The sequence below is a fragment of the Agromyces aurantiacus genome (genome assembly GCF_016907355.1).
In the GTDB taxonomy this organism is placed as follows: domain Bacteria; phylum Actinomycetota; class Actinomycetes; order Actinomycetales; family Microbacteriaceae; genus Agromyces; species Agromyces aurantiacus.
The window spans coordinates 2,119,733-2,136,784 of the sequence record NZ_JAFBBW010000001.1 but is presented as its reverse complement, the minus strand read 5'-3'; the positions used below and the strand labels follow the sequence as shown (position 1 = coordinate 2,136,784).

Genomic DNA, 17,052 nt, shown 5'->3' with positions numbered 1-17,052 from the left:
GGAAGATAGAATCCAGCCCATGACACCGAGCCCGGATGCCGCCCAGGATCACGTCGCCCGCATCATGGCCGAATGGCGGCGCGAACGGCCCGACCTGGATGTGTCGCCGCAGGGCGTGATCGGCCGCCTGCACCGCCTCGCGAACGCGCTGACCGAGGAGCTCGTCGCGGTGTACGGCCGGTTCGGACTGTCCGAGGGCGAGTTCGACGTGCTGGCCACGCTCCGGCGCGCGGGCGCGCCCTACGAACGGACGCCGGGCGACCTCGCGGCGTCGACGATGGTGACCAGCGGGGCCATGACCAAGCGGATCGACCGGCTCGAGCAGCGCGGGCTCGTCACGCGACGCGTGAGCGACACCGACGGCCGCGGTCGCGTCATCGCGCTCACCTCCGCCGGACGCGAGCTCATCGACGAGGTCATGACCGCGCACATGGCCAACGAGCATCGCCTGCTCGAGGCCGTCGACCAGGCCGACCGGATCGCGCTGGAACGCGCGATCACCCGGTGGCTCGCGGCGTTCGAGACGCCGACGTCCACCGGGTGATCGCGGTATCGAGGGGGTGGTGCGGCGGGATCAGTACCAGCCGACCGAGGCCGAGTGCGACCAGGCGCCGCACGGGGTGCCGTAGCGGCCGGCGATGTAGCCGAGGCCCCACGTGATCTGCGTGGCCGGGTTGGACGCCCAGTCGGCGCCGGCGGTCGCCATCTTGTCGCCGGGCAGCGCCTGCGGGATGCCGTACGCGCCGCTCGAGGGGTTCTGGGCGTAGACGTTCCAGCCCGACTCCTTGTTCCAGAGGTCGACGAGGCAGCCGAACTGGTCGTCGCCCCAGCCGTAGAGCGAGGCCATGAGGTCGCGCGCGATCGCCTGGGCGCCGCTCGGGTTCGCGGGGCCGGTCGGGTACGACGGCGAGGCCGGGGCCTGCTCCGCCGCGGCAGCGGCCTCGGCGGCAGCCTTCTCGGCGGCGGCCTTCTCGGCGGCGGCCTTCTCGGCAGCGGCCTTCTCGGCGGCCTTCCGGTCGAACTCCTTGATCTCGGCCTTCACCTCGTCGGCGTGCTCGGTGGCCGCATCGACGAGTGCGAAGACGCGCTCGGGCGCGAGGTAGGTGTAGTCCTCGAGGCTCGCGACGGTCGAGGCGAGCTCGCCGGCGTCGGCCTTGCCCTTCGCGGCGGCGATGGTGTCGCTCGCGACCGCGATCGTGTCCTCGGCCTGCTTGACGGCCTTGGCCTCGAGGATGCCGCCGTGCGCGTCGAGCTGGTCGATGCCACGGTCGGTTCCCTCCGTCAGGGCCGCCGTCTGCGCCACGCGGAGGTGCTGGTCGGCGACGGCCGACTGGACGGCGAAGCCGGAGCCGACGAGGGCGCCGACCGCGACCACGGCGCCGGACGCGATGAGGGTCCGGCGGTTGCGGCGGGCACGCCGCACCTCGACGCGCTTGGCGTCCAGGGGCCTGGGTTCGAGGGTTTCGGTGGTACTGGGGGAACTTTTCAGGTTGCGCATAGATCTCATGTCCGGCCTGCGGGGTGCTGCTCCAGGCAGGCCGGCTCTGCTCTCGTCTCGGTGCAAAAGGGGGGTCGCCGCGGCGAAGTGGCCAGTCTGCACACGATTCCTCCACGAGTCGTGCTCGTTTCCTGTGAAAGTCGTCAAAGGTGACGACGTTTCCTCAGCTCCGTGAGATGCGCAACAGTGCGGCGACGCGACTGAGGCACGCTCAGTTCCGGGCGTGCGAGAAGTCCGGATATCCCTGCCAGTCCCCCGGCCCGTGCGACCGCACGAACGCCTGATGGACGCGCTCGCAGGCACCTCGAAGCGACGACCCCCAGCCGAGCAGCCGCCCCTCGAACTCGGCCCGATAGCGGATGTCCCCGCCGAGGCGCACGATGCTGACGCGGCCGTACTCCCGTCCCATCGAGTCGACCAGTCGCCACCGGCCGGGCTCGGGCTCGTCGGCGGCGAGGATCGGATGCCACGTGGCCAGTGCTGCTCCCTCCAGAGCGCCCCGGCCGGCGTGCCTCCATGCTACGTCGGCCGGCTCCGCCGCTCGATCCCCGGGTCGTCGACGCTGCGCACCGCGACCGCGCCGCTCGCGAGCCACGCGGCGCGTCGTCCCCAGCGCCGCACGGGGAACTGATCCGGCCAGTGCGACACGATGGAGTGCACCCCGCGGCGCAGGCGCAGTCGCCCGCCGCCCCGGAGCGCGCGCATCGAGATGCCCATGCCGAGGCGCAGGTCGTAGCGGAAGCGGCGACACGGCCCCAGGTGCATCGAGAGATCCATGTCGTCGTGCATGAGCGCATCGCGACGATGGACCCGCTCGCGCACCTCCGCCCACGCCTCGCGCCGGACGGCGAGGTTCGAGCCGAACAGCGGCACGTGTCCGAGCGCGGGCGCCACGGCCACGACGTAGCTGCCGACGTAGAGCGTCGACAGGAGCGGCCGCAGCGCGCGCGGCCCGTCGATGAAGCGCGCCGGCCCGGTCAGCGCGTCCAGCGCCGGATCGTCGGCGAACGCGTCCCGGATCCGCTCGATCCAGTCGGCGGGCGGCACGCAGTCGGCGTCCAGCCGGGCGATCACCTCGCCTCGTGCCTCGTCGAACCCGCGGGCCGACGCCGCGGGGATGCCCGGTTCGGGCTCGGCCACCACGCGAGCCCCGGCCGCACTCGCGACGTCGGCCGAGCCGTCGGTCGAGCCGTTGTCGACGACCACGATCTCATCGGGTGCCCGGCGCTGCGCCGCGAGCGCCGTGAGGCATCGGCGGAGCAGCTCCTCGTCGTCCCTCACCGGGATGACGACCGAGACCGTGGGCGCCGTGTGCATGGACTCATCGTGCCCGACGTCCGTCGCGGCCGGGAGGGCTTGCGTCGGCACGGACGACGTGCCGCCGCACCGTCACAGTGCCGCGGCCGCCCGTCGGACATGGCTGCGGGCGTGCTCGACCGCCGCGGGGAGTTCGTCGAACAGGTGGTTGCGGTGCCGGAGCGAGTCGATCACGCCGACGCGGCGGGCCAGCTCGAGATGCCGCCCCTGGATGCCCTTGACGAGCACCGTGACGCCCCGCCGCTCGAGCGCGTGGATCAGTTCGGTGACCACCTGGGCGCCGGTCGCATCGAGCAGCTGCAGCTGCGACATCCGGATGATCACGACGTCGACGTCGCGCAGCGCCGCGACGCGCTCGAGCATGCGCTCGGCCGCGCCGAAGAAGAGCGCGCCCTCGAGGCGGAACAGCGCGATGCGGTCGTCGCCGGCCTCGGCCGCGCCGGGCAGCTCCTCGCGGTGCACGCCGCTCGAACGCGCGACCGCCCGCAGGGCGAGGAAGGCGGCGACCGCGATGCCGACGAGCACGGCCGTGATGAGGTCCACGCTCACGGTGATGATCGCCGTCGCAACGAACACCGCGGCGTCGGCGCGCGTCGACCCGAGCACCGAGCGCATGGTGGCCGGCGAGATCATGCGCGTCGCGGTCACCATGAGCACGCCCGCGAGCGCGGCGAGCGGGATGTGCGCGACGACGCTCGCGCCCGCGAGCACGATCCCAGCCAGCAGGACCGCGTGCAGGATCGCCGCGAGTCGCGTGCGACCGCCCGTGCGGACGTTCACCGCCGTGCGCGCGATCGCGCCGGTCGCGGGCATGCCGCCGAACAGCGCCGATGCGATCGAGGCGAGGCCCTGGCCGACGAGCTCGCGGTCGGCGTCGTAGGGCCCCGTGTCGGCCATGGTCGCCGCCACGCGCGCCGACAGCAGCGACTCGATCGCCGCGAGCGCCGCGACGGTCGCGGCGGGCAGGAGCAGCGAGACGAGCGCCGCGGGGTCGACGGCGGGCAGCACGGGCGCGGGCAGCCCGCTCGGCAGCTCGCCGATCGTCGCGACCGGAAGCGCGGCGAGCGAAGTGATCGCGGTCACGACCACGATCGCGACGATCGAGCCGGGGACGAGGCGGTGGATCCGGGGGGCGACGAGCATGATCGCGGCGACCGCGGCGACGACCACGAGCGAGGCGGCGGCCTCGGGCCACGATGCGCGAAGCACCGCGTCGACCGCGCCGACGACGGCGTTCTCGCCCGCGGTCGCCGGCACGCCGACCGCCGACGGCACCTGCTGCAAGAAGATGATGACGGCGATGCCGAGCGTGAAGCCCTCGATGACGGGCCACGGGATGAACGCGACCGCGCGCCCGAGCCGCAGGGCGCCGGCGGCGAGCACCATGACGCCCGCGAGCAGGCCGACCGCCGCGAGCGCCCCCGCGCCGTGCGTGGCGATGATGGGCGCGAGCACGACGACCATCGCGCCCGTCGGTCCCGAGACCTGCACGTTGGAGCCGCCGAACACCGCCGCGACGAGACCGGCGACGATCGCGGTGACCAGGCCGCTCGCGGCGCCCGCCCCGGAACTCACGCCGAATGCGAGCGCGAGCGGCAGCGCGACGATCCCGACCGTGATGCCGGCGACGAGGTCGCCCTTCCAGCTCCGGCGCAGGCCGCGGTAGTCGGCCGAGGCGGGCAGCAGCGAGCGGATGCCGCGTGCGGCGCGCCGCACGGCCATGCCGCTCATGCGCGTGCCGCCGTCCGGGTCGGGGCGGGCGCGGCGGCTGCGGCGTCCACGTCGGGGGGCGGAGGCAGCTCGGGCAGTGCCGCCTGCGCGACGAGCTGTCGCTCGGTGGTCTGGAGGATCTCGCCGAGGAGGCTCCGCGCGACGCGCAGGAGGTCGGCGACCTGCGGGTAGGCGAGTCGATAGCCCACCTGGTTGCCGCGGCGCTCGGCCGTGACGAGGCCGTAGTTGCGCAGCACCGCGAGGTGCTGGGAGAGGTGGGAGGCCTCGAGGCCGGTCGCCTGCAGCAGCGCGGCGACCGGGGTCTCGTCGTCGGGTTCGGCGGCGAGCACCTCGAGCACGCGCACCCGCAACGGATGCGCGAGGCCCTTGAACAGGTTGGCCTTGACCTCGTAGAGCGGGCGGCTGGCATCGGTGAACACGGCGACTCCTCAATGGATTGATGAATCCATCAATCCATTATGCGCGACGTTCGCCCCCGCCCAGACCGCGGGGCGTGTCCCGGTCAGCGGTCGGTCGCGCGCACCGCTGCGCCGATGCGAGCCGCCAGCTCGTCGAGCTCGGCGAGGATGTCGTCGACGCCCCAGACCCGGTTGCGCTGCCGCGCGGTCACCTGGTGGATGATGCCGTCGGCCTCGAGCCGGTCGAGCGCGGTGTACACGCTCGAGAGCGGGGCGCCCGTGAGCTCCTGTGCCTCCTCGGCGGTCACGATGGGGTGCTCGGCGAGCCTGCCGAGGAGGGCCGCCGCGGCGCTGCCGGCGCGCGGTCGGCTGAGCTCGCGCCACTGCGCCGGCAGCTCGGCCAGGCGGTCCGCGGACCGGCGCGCCTCCATCGCCGCGATCCGGGTGCCGCGCGCGAGGTCGGCCACGAACGCGTCGACCCGGCCCTCCCGGTAGCCGTTGACGAGCGCGAAGTAGCGGTCGCGCTCGGCCAGCATCGCGGAGGCGACCGGGACGACCGTCCGGCGGGTGAGTCCGCGACGTCGGAGGATCGCGTTGATGAGCGCGCGGCCGATGCGCCCGTTGCCGTCGGTGAACGGATGGATCGACTCGAACTGCGCGTGCGCGATGGCCGCCTGGGCGACGGGGTCGAGGTCGTCGCGGTTCGCGAACGCCACGAGGTCGTCGAGGTAGGCCGGGACCGTCTCGGGCGGCGGCGGGATGTGGACGGCGCCGATCGGCGAGTGGTCGGAACCGCCGATCCAGTTCTGCACGTCGCGGAGCCGTCCCGCGTAGTGGCCGTCCATGCGGTCGTCGGCCATGAGCGTGCGGTGCGCCGTGAGGATGTCGTCGAGGTGCACCCGCCCGGCCTGCCCCGCCCGGTCGATCATCTGCGCGAGCGCGCGCGTCGCGGCGACCATCGACGAGGCGGACTCGTTCGAGCGGATGCCTGCGACCGCGCGGGCGTAGTCCTCGAGGCTCGCGTCGATGCGCTCGATCTTCGAGGACGACACGGACTCGGTGCGCAGCAGCAGCCCGCCGAGCGCACCGATCTGCCCGCGCGGATCGGCGTCGACCGCGATGACCTCGCGGGCGGCCTCGGCGAGCGCCGGGGCGAGCCCGATCGGCGGCGTGTAATCGAGTTCCGCGATCATCGGCGGGATCGAGACGGTGACCTCCCGCAGCATCCGGTCGGCCCGCGTGCCGTGGCGGCCGGACTGCCGCCAGGCGACGGTGCGCGCCGCATGCGGCGGCCATGCAGCACCCGATGGCGTGCTCGGTGCCATACGCCACCTCCCAAGTCGGAATGATCCTACCGTTATTCCGACTTATGTGCATTTCCCGGAATTCGGTTCGCTCCTATTCCGAGTCGCGGCGGGCGAGCGGGATGCCCGCGGCGAGCGCGGGCTCGGCATACGCGCGCGCGAGATCGGCGACCGTCGAGTGCGCGTTGAGCCCGCTCGGATTGGGCACGACCCACAGCTCGGCGCCGGCGAGCGCCTCGTCCTGTCGGCCGGCGCGCGCCTTCGGCCGGTCGAAGCCCTGCCGGTAGGCCGTGAGCCCGACGACGGCGACGACCCGCGGATGCCACCTGGCGACATCGTCGGCCAGGCGTGCCGCCCCGTCGCGGAGTTCCTGCCGGTCCAGCTCGTCGGCACGCGCCGTGGCGCGGTGCACGAGGTTGGAGATGCCGATGCCGGTGTCGAGGAAGATGCGCCGGTCGGCGTCGCTCAGCCCCGCGGCGAAGTCGGGGACTCGCGGGATCACTCCGGCCGCGGCGAGCGCCGGATAGAACCGGTTGCCGGGGTGGGCGAAGTGCGTGTTGGTCGCGGCGGTCCAGAGCCCGGGGTTGATGCCGACGAACACGAGCTTCGGATGCTCGGGCATGAGGTCGTCGACGCTCATGCCCCGGTAGGACTCCAGCTGGGCGCGCGTGAACCCCATGTCACGATCCTCGCCCGGTCGGGCTGGGCACCGGGACCCCGCGGGCGACGGCCCGCAGCATCCGTCGCGTCGCGAGCGCGTGCATCGGCGTGCGCATCAGCAGCGCGCCGTAGATCGCGCCGGACGCCCCGGGGAATGCCGCGCGCGTCTCGGCGTGCAGCCGGGTGCCGCGCGCGCCGAGCTCGTCGAGCCGGAAGACCAGCTCGTAGTCGGAGAAGCGGTGCCGCCCGGCGAGCGCAAGCCGCGACGGGCGCTCGACGGCGGCGACGTGGAACCCGGGGACGGCGGACCACGGCGCGAGCGGACGCGGCCCCGCGGCGGCGGCGTCCTCGCAGCCGAGCAGCCGCGCGAACCGCGAGGGTGCGGCCGTCTCCACGACGTGCTCGAGCGCGACCCACACCGCCTCGCGGTCGGCGGCGATCTCGATGGCGTGCTCGTCGACGTGCGGGAGCGGGGCGAGGACGCCCGCGCGGCGCAGGTGGGCGACCAGATGGGTGGTCAGCCGCACGCGATGCAGGTCCTGCGGCGCCACCCAGGCCGCGGCATCCGCATCGTCGCCGGCCCGCAGTGTGCCGCCGACGGGTGTCGCGTGGAAGTCGTGGATCTCGAACTCGCGCCCGTCACCGGTGGGCAGGTGCAGCATCCAGAGCTCGCGGCCGACCTCGACGTGCAGGCCGGTCTCCTCGAGCACCTCGCGCGCGACCGCCGCCTCGAGCGTCTCCCCCGGCTCGACCCGGCCGCCGGGCACCGACCAGCGCCCGCGCTGCGGTGCACGGCCGCGCTTGACGAGGAGCAGCCGCCCGTCGTCGTCGGTGACGACGGCACCGCCTGCGAGCACGACCTGCATGCGACCACCGTATTGCCCGGCGCCGTCAACGACCGCGGGTGCGGCCAGTCGCGCGCGCACGAGGCCGCGGAGCTCGCGGCGACGCACGTACGGGTCGTCCCACGATCGGGAGTCGACGGATGCCTCGCGCTCGTCGCCGAGCACGAGCCAGCCGTCGGGCGGCACCTCGAAGCTGCCGCGGTCGGCGCCGCCCCGGCGCGCGGAGGGCTCGGCGAGCGGCGCGCCATCCACTCGCACCGCCCGCCCGGCCAACTCGATGCGCTCGCCCGGCAGCCCGACGACGCGCTTGACGAGGAGCCCCCCGCCCGCGCGGGACGCGAACACGACGAGATCACCCCGCCGGACGGAACTGCGCCCATGGATCCGCGTCGCGACCAGCAGGTCGCCCGGCTCGAGCGTGGGACGCATCGAACCCGACCGCACGACCGCCGTGAACAGCCCGAACCGGTGCACGAGCAGCGCCCCGGCGGCGACGACGGCCGCGAGCATCGCCCACCGCCACGCCGCGACGCGCACCCCGCGGATCACTCGTGCCCGTGAAGTGCGCCATGCGGATGGCCCGGTCCGGCGAGCGGTGCGCCGTGGCCGCGCTCCTCGCCCTCCGCGAGGTGGACGAAGCCGACGTACGCGGCGATGTGGGCCCGCGCGGCGGCGAGGTCGGCGACGTCGAAGTCCCTGGTGGCGAGCACGCGGGAGAACCGCTCCCGGAGCTCGGGCAGCCGCTCGTCCGGTACGAGCGGCTCGAGCTGGTCGAGCGTGCCGGCGGCGATGCAGCGGTCCGCAGCGGCGGCCCGCTCGTCGATCGGGAACCCGGACGGCTTGACGCCCGTGTACGGCTCGCCCTCGCCGGCGCGGTGCAACCGCACGAGCGTCTCGAGGAAGAATCGGTCGGCGAGCTCGCGCGCGTCCTCGCCGAGCCCGCGTACGCGCCGCGCGAGGTCGAACGCGCCCGCGAGCTCCGCCTCGTGATGCTCGTCGACCCACTTCAGCGCGTGGTTGACGTCGCCGGTGTCGAGGGCGCGTCGACCGTCGGCGACGGTCGGGCCGTCCATGGTGTCGCAGTGCGCACGGACCTCGCGAGGCACGGCCAGGGCGAGGGCGACGGATGCCGCGGCGGCCGCAGCAAGCCGGAACAACAGGCCCATGGTGAATCACCCCTCCGGGCGCGGGTCGGCGCCGCGCCCTTCACGATCAGGCTACGAGGCGGTGCGCGCCGTGCACCGGGACCTTCTCCCCGCGGCCCACGGCCGGCCGTCGATGGGCGGGTGCGTCATCGGGCGAGCACGCCCGTCGCGACGATGGGCCACGGGAGCAGCCGCACCCGGGCCACCCCGACGACCTCGCCGACGGGCACGAACGACTCGCGCCAGGTGCGCGTGTCGTGCGGGCCGCCGCGCTGGTCGCTGAGCACGAAGAACCGGTCGGCCGGAACACGGAACGAGCCGCGGAAACCGCCCGACCGTCGCGCGTACGGCTCGAACACGGCGTCGCCGTTGACGCTCACCACCCCGTCGTCGGCGATCTGCACCCGGTCGCCCGGCAGGCCGATCATCCGGCGGATGCGTCGCTCGGACGTCTGGGCATCGCGGTAGACCAGGATCTCGCCGCGGCGCAGCCGCGTGCGCGACCGCACCCGCCCGGCGAGCAGCACGTCACCGGGCTCGAGCGACGGTCGCATCGACTCCGAGCGCACCACGGTCGGGAACACGACGTATCGGTGCACGAGCACGGCGGCCCCGATCACGACGACGATCCAGATCACGCCGGCCAGTCCGGGCACCGCGGCTCCCTCCGGGCCCGCGACGGCGACGGCGCCCGGCGCCAGACTAGGGGTTCCCGCGACCGCCGCGCCGCGGCTCTCCACAAGGCGCGACCGCCGCCGAGAGCGCGAGAGACGGCGAGAGCCCCGGATCTCGGATGAGATCCGGGGCTCGTCGGTCGGGCTGACAGGATTTGAACCTGCGACCCCTTGACCCCCAGTCAAGTGCGCTACCAAGCTGCGCCACAGCCCGATGCCCTCTGCGTTCCCGCGGAAGGCAACTCGACCATCATAGCGGCATCCGAGGGGGTGCTCGTGACACGCGGGAACAGCCGCAGGTCGGCGAGCGCTCAGATGAATCGGCGCACCGCGGCCATGAACGCGATCGGGTCGTCCACCCAGATCCGCACCTCGTCGACCACCTGCTCGCCGCCCTTCGGCGGCGACCCGGGCAGCCGCACCGCCGTGGGTCGCTCGAGTTCGATCACGATGACGGTCTCGTCCTGCATCCGGAGCGAGAGCGTGCGCGCGCCATCCGAACCGGTGATTCGGGGCGTCTTCGGTTCGTCGACGCGTCGCTCGCGCGCCACCGACGCGACGTCGTGCCAGCTGAGCGGGATGTCGGTCTCGAGCCCCTCCCGCACTCGGATGCCGTCGGGCCCGACGGTGTGCGGCCTCATCAGGAAGCCGCAGAGCAGCCCGAACATCCAGGTGAGGCCCCAGATGCCGAGCACCAGCACCGGGATCCGCACGGCCGGCCACCGGTGCACGATGAGATCGAGCACCGGGATCTCGACCGCGGAGAGCACGATGAAGACGACCAGCACCGTGAGGACGGGGCGGTGGTAGCCGAAGCCCGCGGCGCCCGGCGCGATCGCGGGACGCCGGGCGAGGAATCGCCCGATGTTCGCGTAGATGCGAAGCTCGGCCTCGAGCGCCCGGACGGCGAACCGCCCCAGTCGCCGGGCGACGGATGGCCCGGGCCGCTCCCGCACGTCGGCGCTCACCGCGGACCCCCCGTCCCGCCGGTCGCGCGCCCGGCCTCGGCGGCGGCGACGAGGTCGCGCAGGCGAGCCGTGATCGCCTCGATCCCGCGGACGAGCGCGTCACGGTCGTCCGGTGCCACCGCCGCGAGCAGCGTGGCGCCGAGCTCCTCGTGGTCGCGCTGCATCTCGCGCATGAGCTCGGCCGCCGACGGCGTGAGCGTGACGAGCACCGCCCGCCGATCCGCGGGGTGGGGAGCGCGTTCGACGTAGCCGGTCTCCTCGAGGGCGTCGACGAGTCCGGTGATGTTGCGCGGGCTCACGTCGAGCCGCCCGGCCAGCGCCTGCTGGGTCGAGGGCCCGGAGTGCGCGAGTTCCCAGAGCACGCGGGTCCGAGCGGTGGTGAGGGACGTGCCGTCGAACTCGCGAGCGAGATCGCGCTGGAAGAGCTCGCTGATCTCGAGGAGTCGGTCGAGGACGGTCGGTTCGGGCGCCATGTGGTGATCCTCCTTCATCGTTACCTTACTTCACGACCTCGCCTGCGGCCCACGGGTCGGTGGTCCCGAGTGGGCCCGACCGCGCCCCGGTACCGTGCGAGGCATGGTCCTCCGCAAGCCCGGCCCGGCGGTCGCCTGGTTCAATCGCATGCCGGTGTACGCCTATCGGGCGCACCTCGGGCGCATCATGGGACCGCGGTTCGTGATGATCACCGCGCTGGGCCGCAGCACGGGCGCACTGCGGCGCACGGTCGTCGAGGCGTTCGCCGTCGGCGCCGTGCCCGACGACGACGCCCTCCCGGTCCTGCACGTGGTCGCGAGCCGCGGCCGCCGCAGCGACTGGTACGCGAACGCCACGGCGGGCGGGCGCGTGCGCGTGGACTGGATGTCGCGCAGGGGCCGGGCCGACGTGCACCGCCTCGACGTCGATGAGCGTGCCGCGCTCCTCACGGACTACGCACTCCGGCGGCCGAAGGCCGCGGCCCTGCTCACGCACGGCGTGCTCGACGAGGCGTTCACGGGCGATCCGGCGCAGCTGCGTCGGCTCGCCGGGCAGGTGCGCGCGCTCCGGCTGGAACCGGTCGCCTCGGCGGCAGCCGCGGATGTCGCACCCGAGCGGTAGCGTCGGCGCATGGTGAGCGACCCGACGACGAACACGTCCACCCTGCGCATCGTCCCGGCGCGCGAGGCGCCCTTCGCCGACGTGGCGTCGGTGTTCGGCACGCGCGGCGACCCGGCCGGGTGCTGGTGCCAGTGGTACAAGCTGCCCCGTGCCGACTTCGAGAAGGCGACCCGCGACGAGCTCCGCGACCGGCTCGCGGGGCAGCTCGATGCGCCGGGCCCCGGCCCGGGCCTGCTCGCCTACGAGGGCGAGACGCCCGTCGGCTGGTGCGCGATCGAGCCCCGCCCGGCGCTCGCACGACTGCCGCGGAGCCGGATCGGGGCTGCCTCGCCCGACGACGACTTCGCCGACGGCGGCGTGTGGGCCGTGTCGTGCTTCGTGATCCCGCGCGAGTTCCGTCGGCGCGGCGTCGCCGCCTCGCTCGCCGAGGCGGCGGTCGAACACGCGCGGCGACACGGCGCGCATGTGCTCGAGGCGTACGCGGTCGATCCGACCGCGCGGGAGAAGGTCCCCGCCGCCGATCTCTTCCCCGGCACGGTCTCGATGTACCGGTCGGCCGGTTTCACCGAGGTGGCTCGGCCCACGCCCCACCGCGTCGTCATGCAGCGCCGGCTCGACGACTGAGCGTCAGCGCTGCGCCCACGCGACCGCGGCCGAGCGGAGGTCGTCGATGGCGTCGTCGAGCTGCTCCAGCCGCTCACGTGCCCGCTCGTCGGCGGCCGCGGCGAGCGCCTCGAACGCGGCGGACGGCTCCCCCGCATGCGACGCGTGCGCGCCGGCCCGGCGCACGTGCTCGGCGAACAGCACCTCGTCACGGTGGTCGCCGAGCACGTCGTGCAACGCCTCGCCGGCCTGCGCGAGCTTCGTCGCCCGATCACCGAACAGCGCGAGCGGCTCGTCGACGACGGATTCCGCGGCGTATCGCAGCCGCCGACCGGCCTTGCGGACGTCGTGGAGCGCCTCGGGTTCGGGATGCCGGCCCAATCGCCGCACCCGCCTGAGCGCGCGGCGCGCCTCGCCCTCGATGAGCTCGCCCAGCACCTCCCTCGCCGCTCCCGCGGCGAGCGGCGTCACGGTCGGCGCCGCGAGGAAGGCCGCGAGCGCGTCACGCCGAGCCTCCGCGCGAGGCATCGCCTGCCGTTCGACGAACCTCGCGTGCGCGAGCCGATGGGCCTCGACCTCGTCATCGACGAGGCGTTCGCGGACGGCGGCCGCCTGGTCGGGGTCGGCGACCACGTCGCGATGCGGATCGTGCTCGGAGGCGTCCTCCAGCGAGCGCTCGGCGACCTGGATGCGCACCTCGATGTCGCGCACCGTGCCGAGTTCGCGACCGAACTCGCCGTATCGTCGACGGAGCGCCGTGGTCGCCGACGGATCGAACACGGGCCCGAATGCGCCGAGCAGGCTCCGCAGGCGGCGCACCTGCGTGCGCAGCTGGTGCACCGCGTCGGGCTCGTCGGCGAGGGCCGCCGGCTCGAGTTCCGACATCCGCTGGGCGATCGCGCGGAGCGCCGCGAGCGCGGCCGTGCCCGCGTCCGCGTCGGACGGGAGCCGGGCAACCTCGCGGTCGGTCATGGGCCCATGCTAGGGCGCACCGTCCGGGCGGGACTCGCAGACCACGACGGGGATGTCGCGGCGCGTCCGCCGCTGGTAGCGGGCGTAGCCCGGGTACGCGGCCGTGATGCGCGGCCACAGCTCGGCCTTCTCCTCCGCGGTCGCCGTGCGAGCGCGGACCACGCGCGTCTCGCGCCGCAGCACGAGCACGGCGTCGGGATGCGCCACGAGGTTCAGGTACCACGCCGGATGGCGGTCGGATCCGCCCATCGACGCCACGAGCACGACGCGCCCGCGCTCGAGGACCGGGGCGGACAGGATCGTGGCACGAGGCAGTCCGGTGCGCCGGCCGACCGTGTGCAGTTCGACCGTCGGCATGCCGCCGAGACGCCAGCCGAACCGACCGCCCGTCACGCGGATCACCCACCCGTGCAGGTGCGAGAGCCACGCGATGACGCCGTCGCCGAGGATCCCACCGCCGGAGGTCATGCGCCGAGCCTATGCCCCGGCGCGCTCGGGCGAGCTGCGCAAGGTCCTCGCGCTCCCGCGCCGTGGCGGTGCAGGATGGGGCCGTGGACGCACCTCCGACGAGCCCGCCGCCGCTCCCCGGGCGGGTCCTGCTCGAGCAGCACTGGCGCGACCTCGTGTTCCTGCACTGGCGCGTGGAGCCCGAACGCGTCGCGCCGTACCTGCCGCCGGGCACGCGCCCCGACGTGATCGACGGCGCCACGTGGGTCGGGCTCATCCCGTTCGTGCTCGCCGACACGCGCTTCCCGCCGTTGCCCGCGCTGCACCGGCTCGGCACGTTCGTCGAGGTGAACGTGCGCCTCTATGCGCGCGACGAGCTCGGTCGGCGAGGCGTCGTCTTCCGCACCCTCGAGGCCGGTCGACTGCTGCCGGTGGTCGCGGCGCGCGTCGGATTCGGCCTCCCGTACCACTGGGCGCGCGCACGCGTGGCCCGGCGCGTTGGCGCCGCGGGCCTCGAACTCGACTTCCGGAGCCGACGACACGGCGTCCGCGGTCCGTCGACCCATGTCCGTGCGCGGCTCGGCGCGCCGCTGGATGCGAGCGCGCCCGACGCGGAGCTCGCGGCGTTCCTCACCGCCCGCTGGGGCTACCACGAGCGGCACCTGGGCCGAACGATGTGGGCGCGCAACACGCACGCCCAGTGGCCGCTCGTGCGCGCCGAGCTGCTGCTGCTCGAGGATCAGCTTCTCGCCGCATCCGGGTTCCCCGAGCTCGCGAGCCGACCACCCGACTCCGTGCTGGCCTCGTCGGGCGTGCGCACGGCGTTCAGCCGCCCGCGCCCCATCGAGGCGCGCGGCTGGTCGTTCCAGCCGATCAGGCTCCGCCCACCCGTACGCGCTTGATACGCGCAGTGTGCCCGCGCACGATCTCGACATCGCGGCGCGGCACCCCGAAATGCGCGGCGAGCGCCGCGACCACGCCCGCGTTGGCGGCGCCGTCGACGGCCCGCTCCCGCACGTGCACCGTGAGCGAGGCCGCCGGGTCGCCGGGCGTCGGCTCGACCAGCGGGCCGCGCCGGCTGCCGGGCTTGACCCGGACGGTCAGCTCCATCGAGCGCCGCCGGTCCGCAACATCCGCTACCGCTGCCGCCGCTCGCGGACGCGCATGTTGAGCACGATCGGCGTGCCCTGGAAGCCGTAGATCTCACGCAGTCGGCGCTGGATGAATCGGCGGTAGCCGGGGTCGAGGAACCCGGTCGTGAACAGCACGAACGTCGGGGGCCGCGTCGAGGCCTGCGTGCCGAACAGGATGCGGGGCTGCTTCCCGCCGCGCAGCGGGTGCGGGTGCGCCTGCACGAGCTCGGTGAGGAACGCGTTGAACTTGCCGGTCGGGATGCGGGTGTCCCACGACTCGAGCGCGGTCTCGAGGGCGGGCACGAGCTTCTCGAGGTGACGGCCCGTCTTCGCGGAGATGTTCACGCGCGGCGCCCACTGGACGTGGTGGAGGTCCTGCTCGATCTCGCGCTCGAGGTAGCGGCGGCGGTCGTCGTCGAGGAGGTCCCACTTGTTGTACGCGAGCACCAGCGCGCGGCCCGACTCGAGCACGAGGTCGATGATGCGCACGTCCTGCTCGGAGATCGGCTGCGAGACATCGAGCAGCACGACCGCGACCTCGGCCTTCTCGAGGGCCGCCTGCGTGCGCAGCGACGCGTAGAAGTCGGCGCCCTGCTGCAGGTGCACGCGACGGCGGATGCCGGCGGTGTCGACGAAGCGCCAGATCTTGCCGCCCAGCTCGATCTGCTCGTCGACGGGGTCGCGCGTTGTGCCGGCGAGCTCGTTGACGACCACCCGCTCCTCACGCGCGGCCTTGTTGAGCAGGCTCGACTTGCCGACGTTCGGCCGGCCGAGGATGGCGACCCGGCGGGGGCCGCCGAACTCCTCCTTCGCCACCGCCGAGACCTGCGGGAGGACCTTGAACACTTCGTCGAGCAGGTCGGCGACGCCGCGGCCGTGCAGCGCCGACACGGGGTACGGCTCGCCCAGGCCGAGGTTCCAGAGCGCCGCCGCCTCGGGCTCCTGGCGCGCGTCGTCGACCTTGTTGGCGACGAGGAACACGGGCTTCTTCGTCTTGCGCAGCAGCCGCACGACGTGCTCGTCGGTCGCGGTCGCGCCGACCGTGGCGTCGACGACGAACAGCACGACATCGGAGAGGTCGATCGCGACCTCGGCCTGCGCGGCCACCGACGCGTCGATGCCCTTCGCGTCGGGCTCCCACCCGCCGGTGTCGACGAGCGTGAACCGGCGGTCGAGCCACTCCCCCTTGTACGAGACGCGGTCGCGCGTGACGCCGGGCGTGTCTTCGACGACGGCCTCACGGCGGCCGAGGATGCGGTTCACGAGCGCCGACTTGCCGACGTTCGGCCGCCCCACGATCGCGATGACCGGCAGCGCGGGCAGGTAGCGGATGCCCTCCTCGCCCTCCTCGGAGAGCTCGAGCAGGCCGAGGTCGTCCTCATCGAGGTCGTAGTCCTCGAGGCCCGAGCGCAGCGCCGCCGCCCGCTGCTCGGCGAGGTCCTCGTCGACGCCGGCGAGGCGCTCGGCGAGGTCGTCGTCGGTGGCGTCGAACTCGTCGTCGCGGTCGGTCATGGCAACTCCTGGAAGGTCTCGGGGTCGCGCGCGAGCGCACAACCTCTCTATTCAACCAGTTCGAACCTGAGCGTCGCGGATCACGGCGATCACCGCCTCGACGGTGGCGTCGAAGTCGAGGTCGGTCGAGTCCACGGTCGTGACGCCCTCGGCGGCGTTCATGAAGTCGACGACCTTCGCGTCGGCGCGATCGCGAGCCCGCAGCTGGGCGCCCGTCGCCTCGGCGGAGTGGCCCTCGAGCTCCTTCGCGCGGCGCGCCATCCGGACCTCCTCGGCCGCCGTCAGCAGGATGCGAACGGGCGCATCGGGCGCGACCACCGTCGTGATGTCGCGACCCTCGACGACGATGCCCTCGCGGCCCTCGGCCGCGATGATCGCGCGGAACACCTCGATGAGGTGGGTGCGCACCTCGGGCACGCGCGCCACGGCGCTGACGACCGCCGAGATGCCCGGCTCGCGGATGGCCTCGGTCACGTCGACGTCGCCGACGTGCACGCGGTACCCGTACGGGTCGGTGTCGATGCGGTAGGCGAACGAGTCGAGTGCGGCGGCGACGGAGGCCGCATCGTCGGTGTCGACGTGCGACGCCGTGGCGTGCCAGGCGAGCGCCCGGTAGGCGGCGCCCGTGTCGAGGAAGGCCCAGCCGAGTCGGCGGGCCACCTCCTTCGACACGCTCGACTTGCCGCTGCCGGCCGGGCCGTCGACGGCCACGACGAAGGGGTACTCGAGGGGGTGGGTCTCGTGCTGCAC

Annotated in this window: 20 protein-coding genes and 1 tRNA gene; 4 read left to right on the top strand and 17 right to left on the bottom strand. The window is 73.9% G+C overall.

The genetic code is table 11. The features are described from left to right. Positions 1 to 19 precede the first annotated feature (19 nt). The gene (locus JOD46_RS10120) at positions 20 to 544 is read left to right on the top strand and encodes a MarR family winged helix-turn-helix transcriptional regulator (protein ID WP_204393899.1); all 525 of its coding nucleotides are present in this window, start codon (positions 20 to 22) and stop codon (positions 542 to 544) included. A 30-nt stretch (positions 545 to 574) separates the two neighbouring features. Here the strand turns inward: JOD46_RS10120 and JOD46_RS10115 are convergent, their stop codons facing one another. The 12 genes from JOD46_RS10115 to JOD46_RS10060 form a co-directional block, all read right to left on the bottom strand. Next, positions 575 to 1,498, bottom strand: a complete 924-nt coding sequence (locus tag JOD46_RS10115; protein ID WP_204393897.1) for an aggregation-promoting factor C-terminal-like domain-containing protein — start codon at positions 1,496 to 1,498, stop codon at positions 575 to 577. Positions 1,499 to 2,017: 519 nt separating this feature from the next. Beyond that, positions 2,018 to 2,815: a glycosyltransferase family 2 protein gene (locus tag JOD46_RS10110; RefSeq protein WP_204393895.1), complete on the bottom strand. Its 798-nt coding sequence runs from the start codon at positions 2,813 to 2,815 to the stop codon at positions 2,018 to 2,020. A 72-nt stretch (positions 2,816 to 2,887) separates the two neighbouring features. Continuing rightward, positions 2,888 to 4,546 carry a SulP family inorganic anion transporter gene (locus JOD46_RS10105; RefSeq protein ID WP_372432403.1) on the bottom strand — a complete coding sequence of 553 codons (1,659 nt, stop codon included), beginning with the start codon at positions 4,544 to 4,546 and terminating at the stop codon, positions 2,888 to 2,890. Then, complete coding sequence (locus JOD46_RS10100) at positions 4,543 to 4,965, bottom strand: ArsR/SmtB family transcription factor (protein ID WP_204393893.1); 423 nt, start codon at positions 4,963 to 4,965, stop codon at positions 4,543 to 4,545. Before JOD46_RS10100 ends, JOD46_RS10105 begins: the two co-directional genes overlap by 4 nt. Positions 4,966 to 5,048: 83 nt before the next feature. Continuing rightward, the gene (locus JOD46_RS18805; protein WP_204393891.1) at positions 5,049 to 6,269 is read right to left on the bottom strand and encodes a Fic family protein; all 1,221 of its coding nucleotides are present in this window, start codon (positions 6,267 to 6,269) and stop codon (positions 5,049 to 5,051) included. A 73-nt stretch (positions 6,270 to 6,342) separates the two neighbouring features. After that, positions 6,343 to 6,927 (bottom strand): mismatch-specific DNA-glycosylase, encoded by a 585-nt coding sequence (locus JOD46_RS10090; protein WP_204393889.1) that lies wholly within the window; start codon positions 6,925 to 6,927, stop codon positions 6,343 to 6,345. Between the two features lies 1 nt (position 6,928). Next, complete coding sequence (lepB, locus tag JOD46_RS10085) at positions 6,929 to 8,302, bottom strand: signal peptidase I (RefSeq protein ID WP_204393887.1); 1,374 nt, start codon at positions 8,300 to 8,302, stop codon at positions 6,929 to 6,931. Beyond that, positions 8,299 to 8,919, bottom strand: coding sequence for a DUF6448 family protein (locus JOD46_RS10080; RefSeq protein WP_204393885.1), 621 nt, complete (start codon positions 8,917 to 8,919; stop codon positions 8,299 to 8,301). The genes lepB (JOD46_RS10085) and JOD46_RS10080 overlap by 4 nt, the downstream gene beginning before the upstream one ends. 125 nt (positions 8,920 to 9,044) lie before the next feature. Beyond that, a complete protein-coding gene (gene lepB, locus JOD46_RS10075; RefSeq protein WP_204393883.1) occupies positions 9,045 to 9,554 on the bottom strand; it encodes a signal peptidase I in 510 nt (169 codons plus the stop codon). 158 nt (positions 9,555 to 9,712) lie between these two features. Next, positions 9,713 to 9,786: transfer RNA gene (locus JOD46_RS10070), tRNA-Pro, on the bottom strand. A gap of 97 nt (positions 9,787 to 9,883) precedes the next feature. Further along, positions 9,884 to 10,540: a hypothetical protein gene (locus JOD46_RS10065; RefSeq protein WP_307834995.1), complete on the bottom strand. Its 657-nt coding sequence runs from the start codon at positions 10,538 to 10,540 to the stop codon at positions 9,884 to 9,886. Then, on the bottom strand, positions 10,537 to 11,013 hold the full coding sequence (locus tag JOD46_RS10060) for a MarR family winged helix-turn-helix transcriptional regulator (protein WP_204393881.1): 477 nt from the start codon (positions 11,011 to 11,013) through the stop codon (positions 10,537 to 10,539). The genes JOD46_RS10065 and JOD46_RS10060 overlap by 4 nt, the downstream gene beginning before the upstream one ends. Positions 11,014 to 11,116: 103 nt before the next feature. On the opposite strand from JOD46_RS10060, the gene JOD46_RS10055 reads away from it, so the two are divergent. Both JOD46_RS10055 and JOD46_RS10050 read left to right on the top strand, forming a co-directional pair. Continuing rightward, on the top strand, positions 11,117 to 11,635 hold the full coding sequence (locus tag JOD46_RS10055; protein WP_204393879.1) for a nitroreductase family deazaflavin-dependent oxidoreductase: 519 nt from the start codon (positions 11,117 to 11,119) through the stop codon (positions 11,633 to 11,635). A gap of 9 nt (positions 11,636 to 11,644) precedes the next feature. Next, on the top strand, positions 11,645 to 12,259 hold the full coding sequence (locus JOD46_RS10050; RefSeq protein WP_204393877.1) for a GNAT family N-acetyltransferase: 615 nt from the start codon (positions 11,645 to 11,647) through the stop codon (positions 12,257 to 12,259). 3 nt (positions 12,260 to 12,262) lie between these two features. Here the strand turns inward: JOD46_RS10050 and JOD46_RS10045 are convergent, their stop codons facing one another. Together JOD46_RS10045 and JOD46_RS10040 are read right to left on the bottom strand one after the other, a co-directional pair. Beyond that, complete coding sequence (locus tag JOD46_RS10045; protein WP_204393875.1) at positions 12,263 to 13,210, bottom strand: CHAD domain-containing protein; 948 nt, start codon at positions 13,208 to 13,210, stop codon at positions 12,263 to 12,265. A gap of 9 nt (positions 13,211 to 13,219) precedes the next feature. Next, positions 13,220 to 13,678, bottom strand: a complete 459-nt coding sequence (locus JOD46_RS10040; protein ID WP_204393873.1) for a nitroreductase/quinone reductase family protein — start codon at positions 13,676 to 13,678, stop codon at positions 13,220 to 13,222. An 83-nt stretch (positions 13,679 to 13,761) separates the two neighbouring features. Between JOD46_RS10040 and JOD46_RS10035 the strand changes: the two genes are divergently transcribed. After that, complete coding sequence (locus JOD46_RS10035; RefSeq protein WP_307834994.1) at positions 13,762 to 14,559, top strand: YqjF family protein; 798 nt, start codon at positions 13,762 to 13,764, stop codon at positions 14,557 to 14,559. Here the strand turns inward: JOD46_RS10035 and JOD46_RS10030 are convergent. The 3 genes from JOD46_RS10030 to cmk are packed head-to-tail and all read right to left on the bottom strand — an operon-like array spanning position 14,531 to position 17,052. Beyond that, positions 14,531 to 14,767 carry a DUF167 domain-containing protein gene (locus JOD46_RS10030; RefSeq protein WP_204393869.1) on the bottom strand — a complete coding sequence of 79 codons (237 nt, stop codon included), beginning with the start codon at positions 14,765 to 14,767 and terminating at the stop codon, positions 14,531 to 14,533. The two genes, JOD46_RS10035 and JOD46_RS10030, sit on opposite strands and share 29 nt — an antisense overlap. Before the next feature lie 26 nt (positions 14,768 to 14,793). Further along, positions 14,794 to 16,302: a ribosome biogenesis GTPase Der gene (der, locus tag JOD46_RS10025; protein ID WP_204393867.1), complete on the bottom strand. Its 1,509-nt coding sequence runs from the start codon at positions 16,300 to 16,302 to the stop codon at positions 14,794 to 14,796. Between the two features lie 51 nt (positions 16,303 to 16,353). Then, complete coding sequence (cmk, locus tag JOD46_RS10020; protein WP_204393865.1) at positions 16,354 to 17,052, bottom strand: (d)CMP kinase; 699 nt, start codon at positions 17,050 to 17,052, stop codon at positions 16,354 to 16,356.

What these genes read in the sequence shown, in the direction of transcription:
- JOD46_RS10115 (WP_204393897.1), bottom strand. Translation starts at nt 1,498, where the DNA reads ATGCGCAACCTGAAAAGTTCCCCCAGTACCACCGAAACCCTCGAACCC.
- JOD46_RS10120 (WP_204393899.1), top strand. Translation starts at nt 20, where the DNA reads ATGACACCGAGCCCGGATGCCGCCCAGGATCACGTCGCCCGCATCATG.
- JOD46_RS10030 (WP_204393869.1), bottom strand. Translation starts at nt 14,767, where the DNA reads ATGGAGCTGACCGTCCGGGTCAAGCCCGGCAGCCGGCGCGGCCCGCTG.
- JOD46_RS10055 (WP_204393879.1), top strand. Translation starts at nt 11,117, where the DNA reads ATGGTCCTCCGCAAGCCCGGCCCGGCGGTCGCCTGGTTCAATCGCATG.
- JOD46_RS10040 (WP_204393873.1), bottom strand. Translation starts at nt 13,678, where the DNA reads ATGACCTCCGGCGGTGGGATCCTCGGCGACGGCGTCATCGCGTGGCTC.
- JOD46_RS10045 (WP_204393875.1), bottom strand. Translation starts at nt 13,210, where the DNA reads ATGACCGACCGCGAGGTTGCCCGGCTCCCGTCCGACGCGGACGCGGGC.
- der (WP_204393867.1), bottom strand. Translation starts at nt 16,302, where the DNA reads ATGACCGACCGCGACGACGAGTTCGACGCCACCGACGACGACCTCGCC.
- JOD46_RS10105 (WP_372432403.1), bottom strand. Translation starts at nt 4,546, where the DNA reads ATGAGCGGCATGGCCGTGCGGCGCGCCGCACGCGGCATCCGCTCGCTG.
- JOD46_RS10090 (WP_204393889.1), bottom strand. Translation starts at nt 6,927, where the DNA reads ATGGGGTTCACGCGCGCCCAGCTGGAGTCCTACCGGGGCATGAGCGTC.
- JOD46_RS10060 (WP_204393881.1), bottom strand. Translation starts at nt 11,013, where the DNA reads ATGGCGCCCGAACCGACCGTCCTCGACCGACTCCTCGAGATCAGCGAG.
- JOD46_RS18805 (WP_204393891.1), bottom strand. Translation starts at nt 6,269, where the DNA reads ATGGCACCGAGCACGCCATCGGGTGCTGCATGGCCGCCGCATGCGGCG.
- JOD46_RS10110 (WP_204393895.1), bottom strand. Translation starts at nt 2,815, where the DNA reads ATGCACACGGCGCCCACGGTCTCGGTCGTCATCCCGGTGAGGGACGAC.
- JOD46_RS10050 (WP_204393877.1), top strand. Translation starts at nt 11,645, where the DNA reads ATGGTGAGCGACCCGACGACGAACACGTCCACCCTGCGCATCGTCCCG.
- JOD46_RS10080 (WP_204393885.1), bottom strand. Translation starts at nt 8,919, where the DNA reads ATGGGCCTGTTGTTCCGGCTTGCTGCGGCCGCCGCGGCATCCGTCGCC.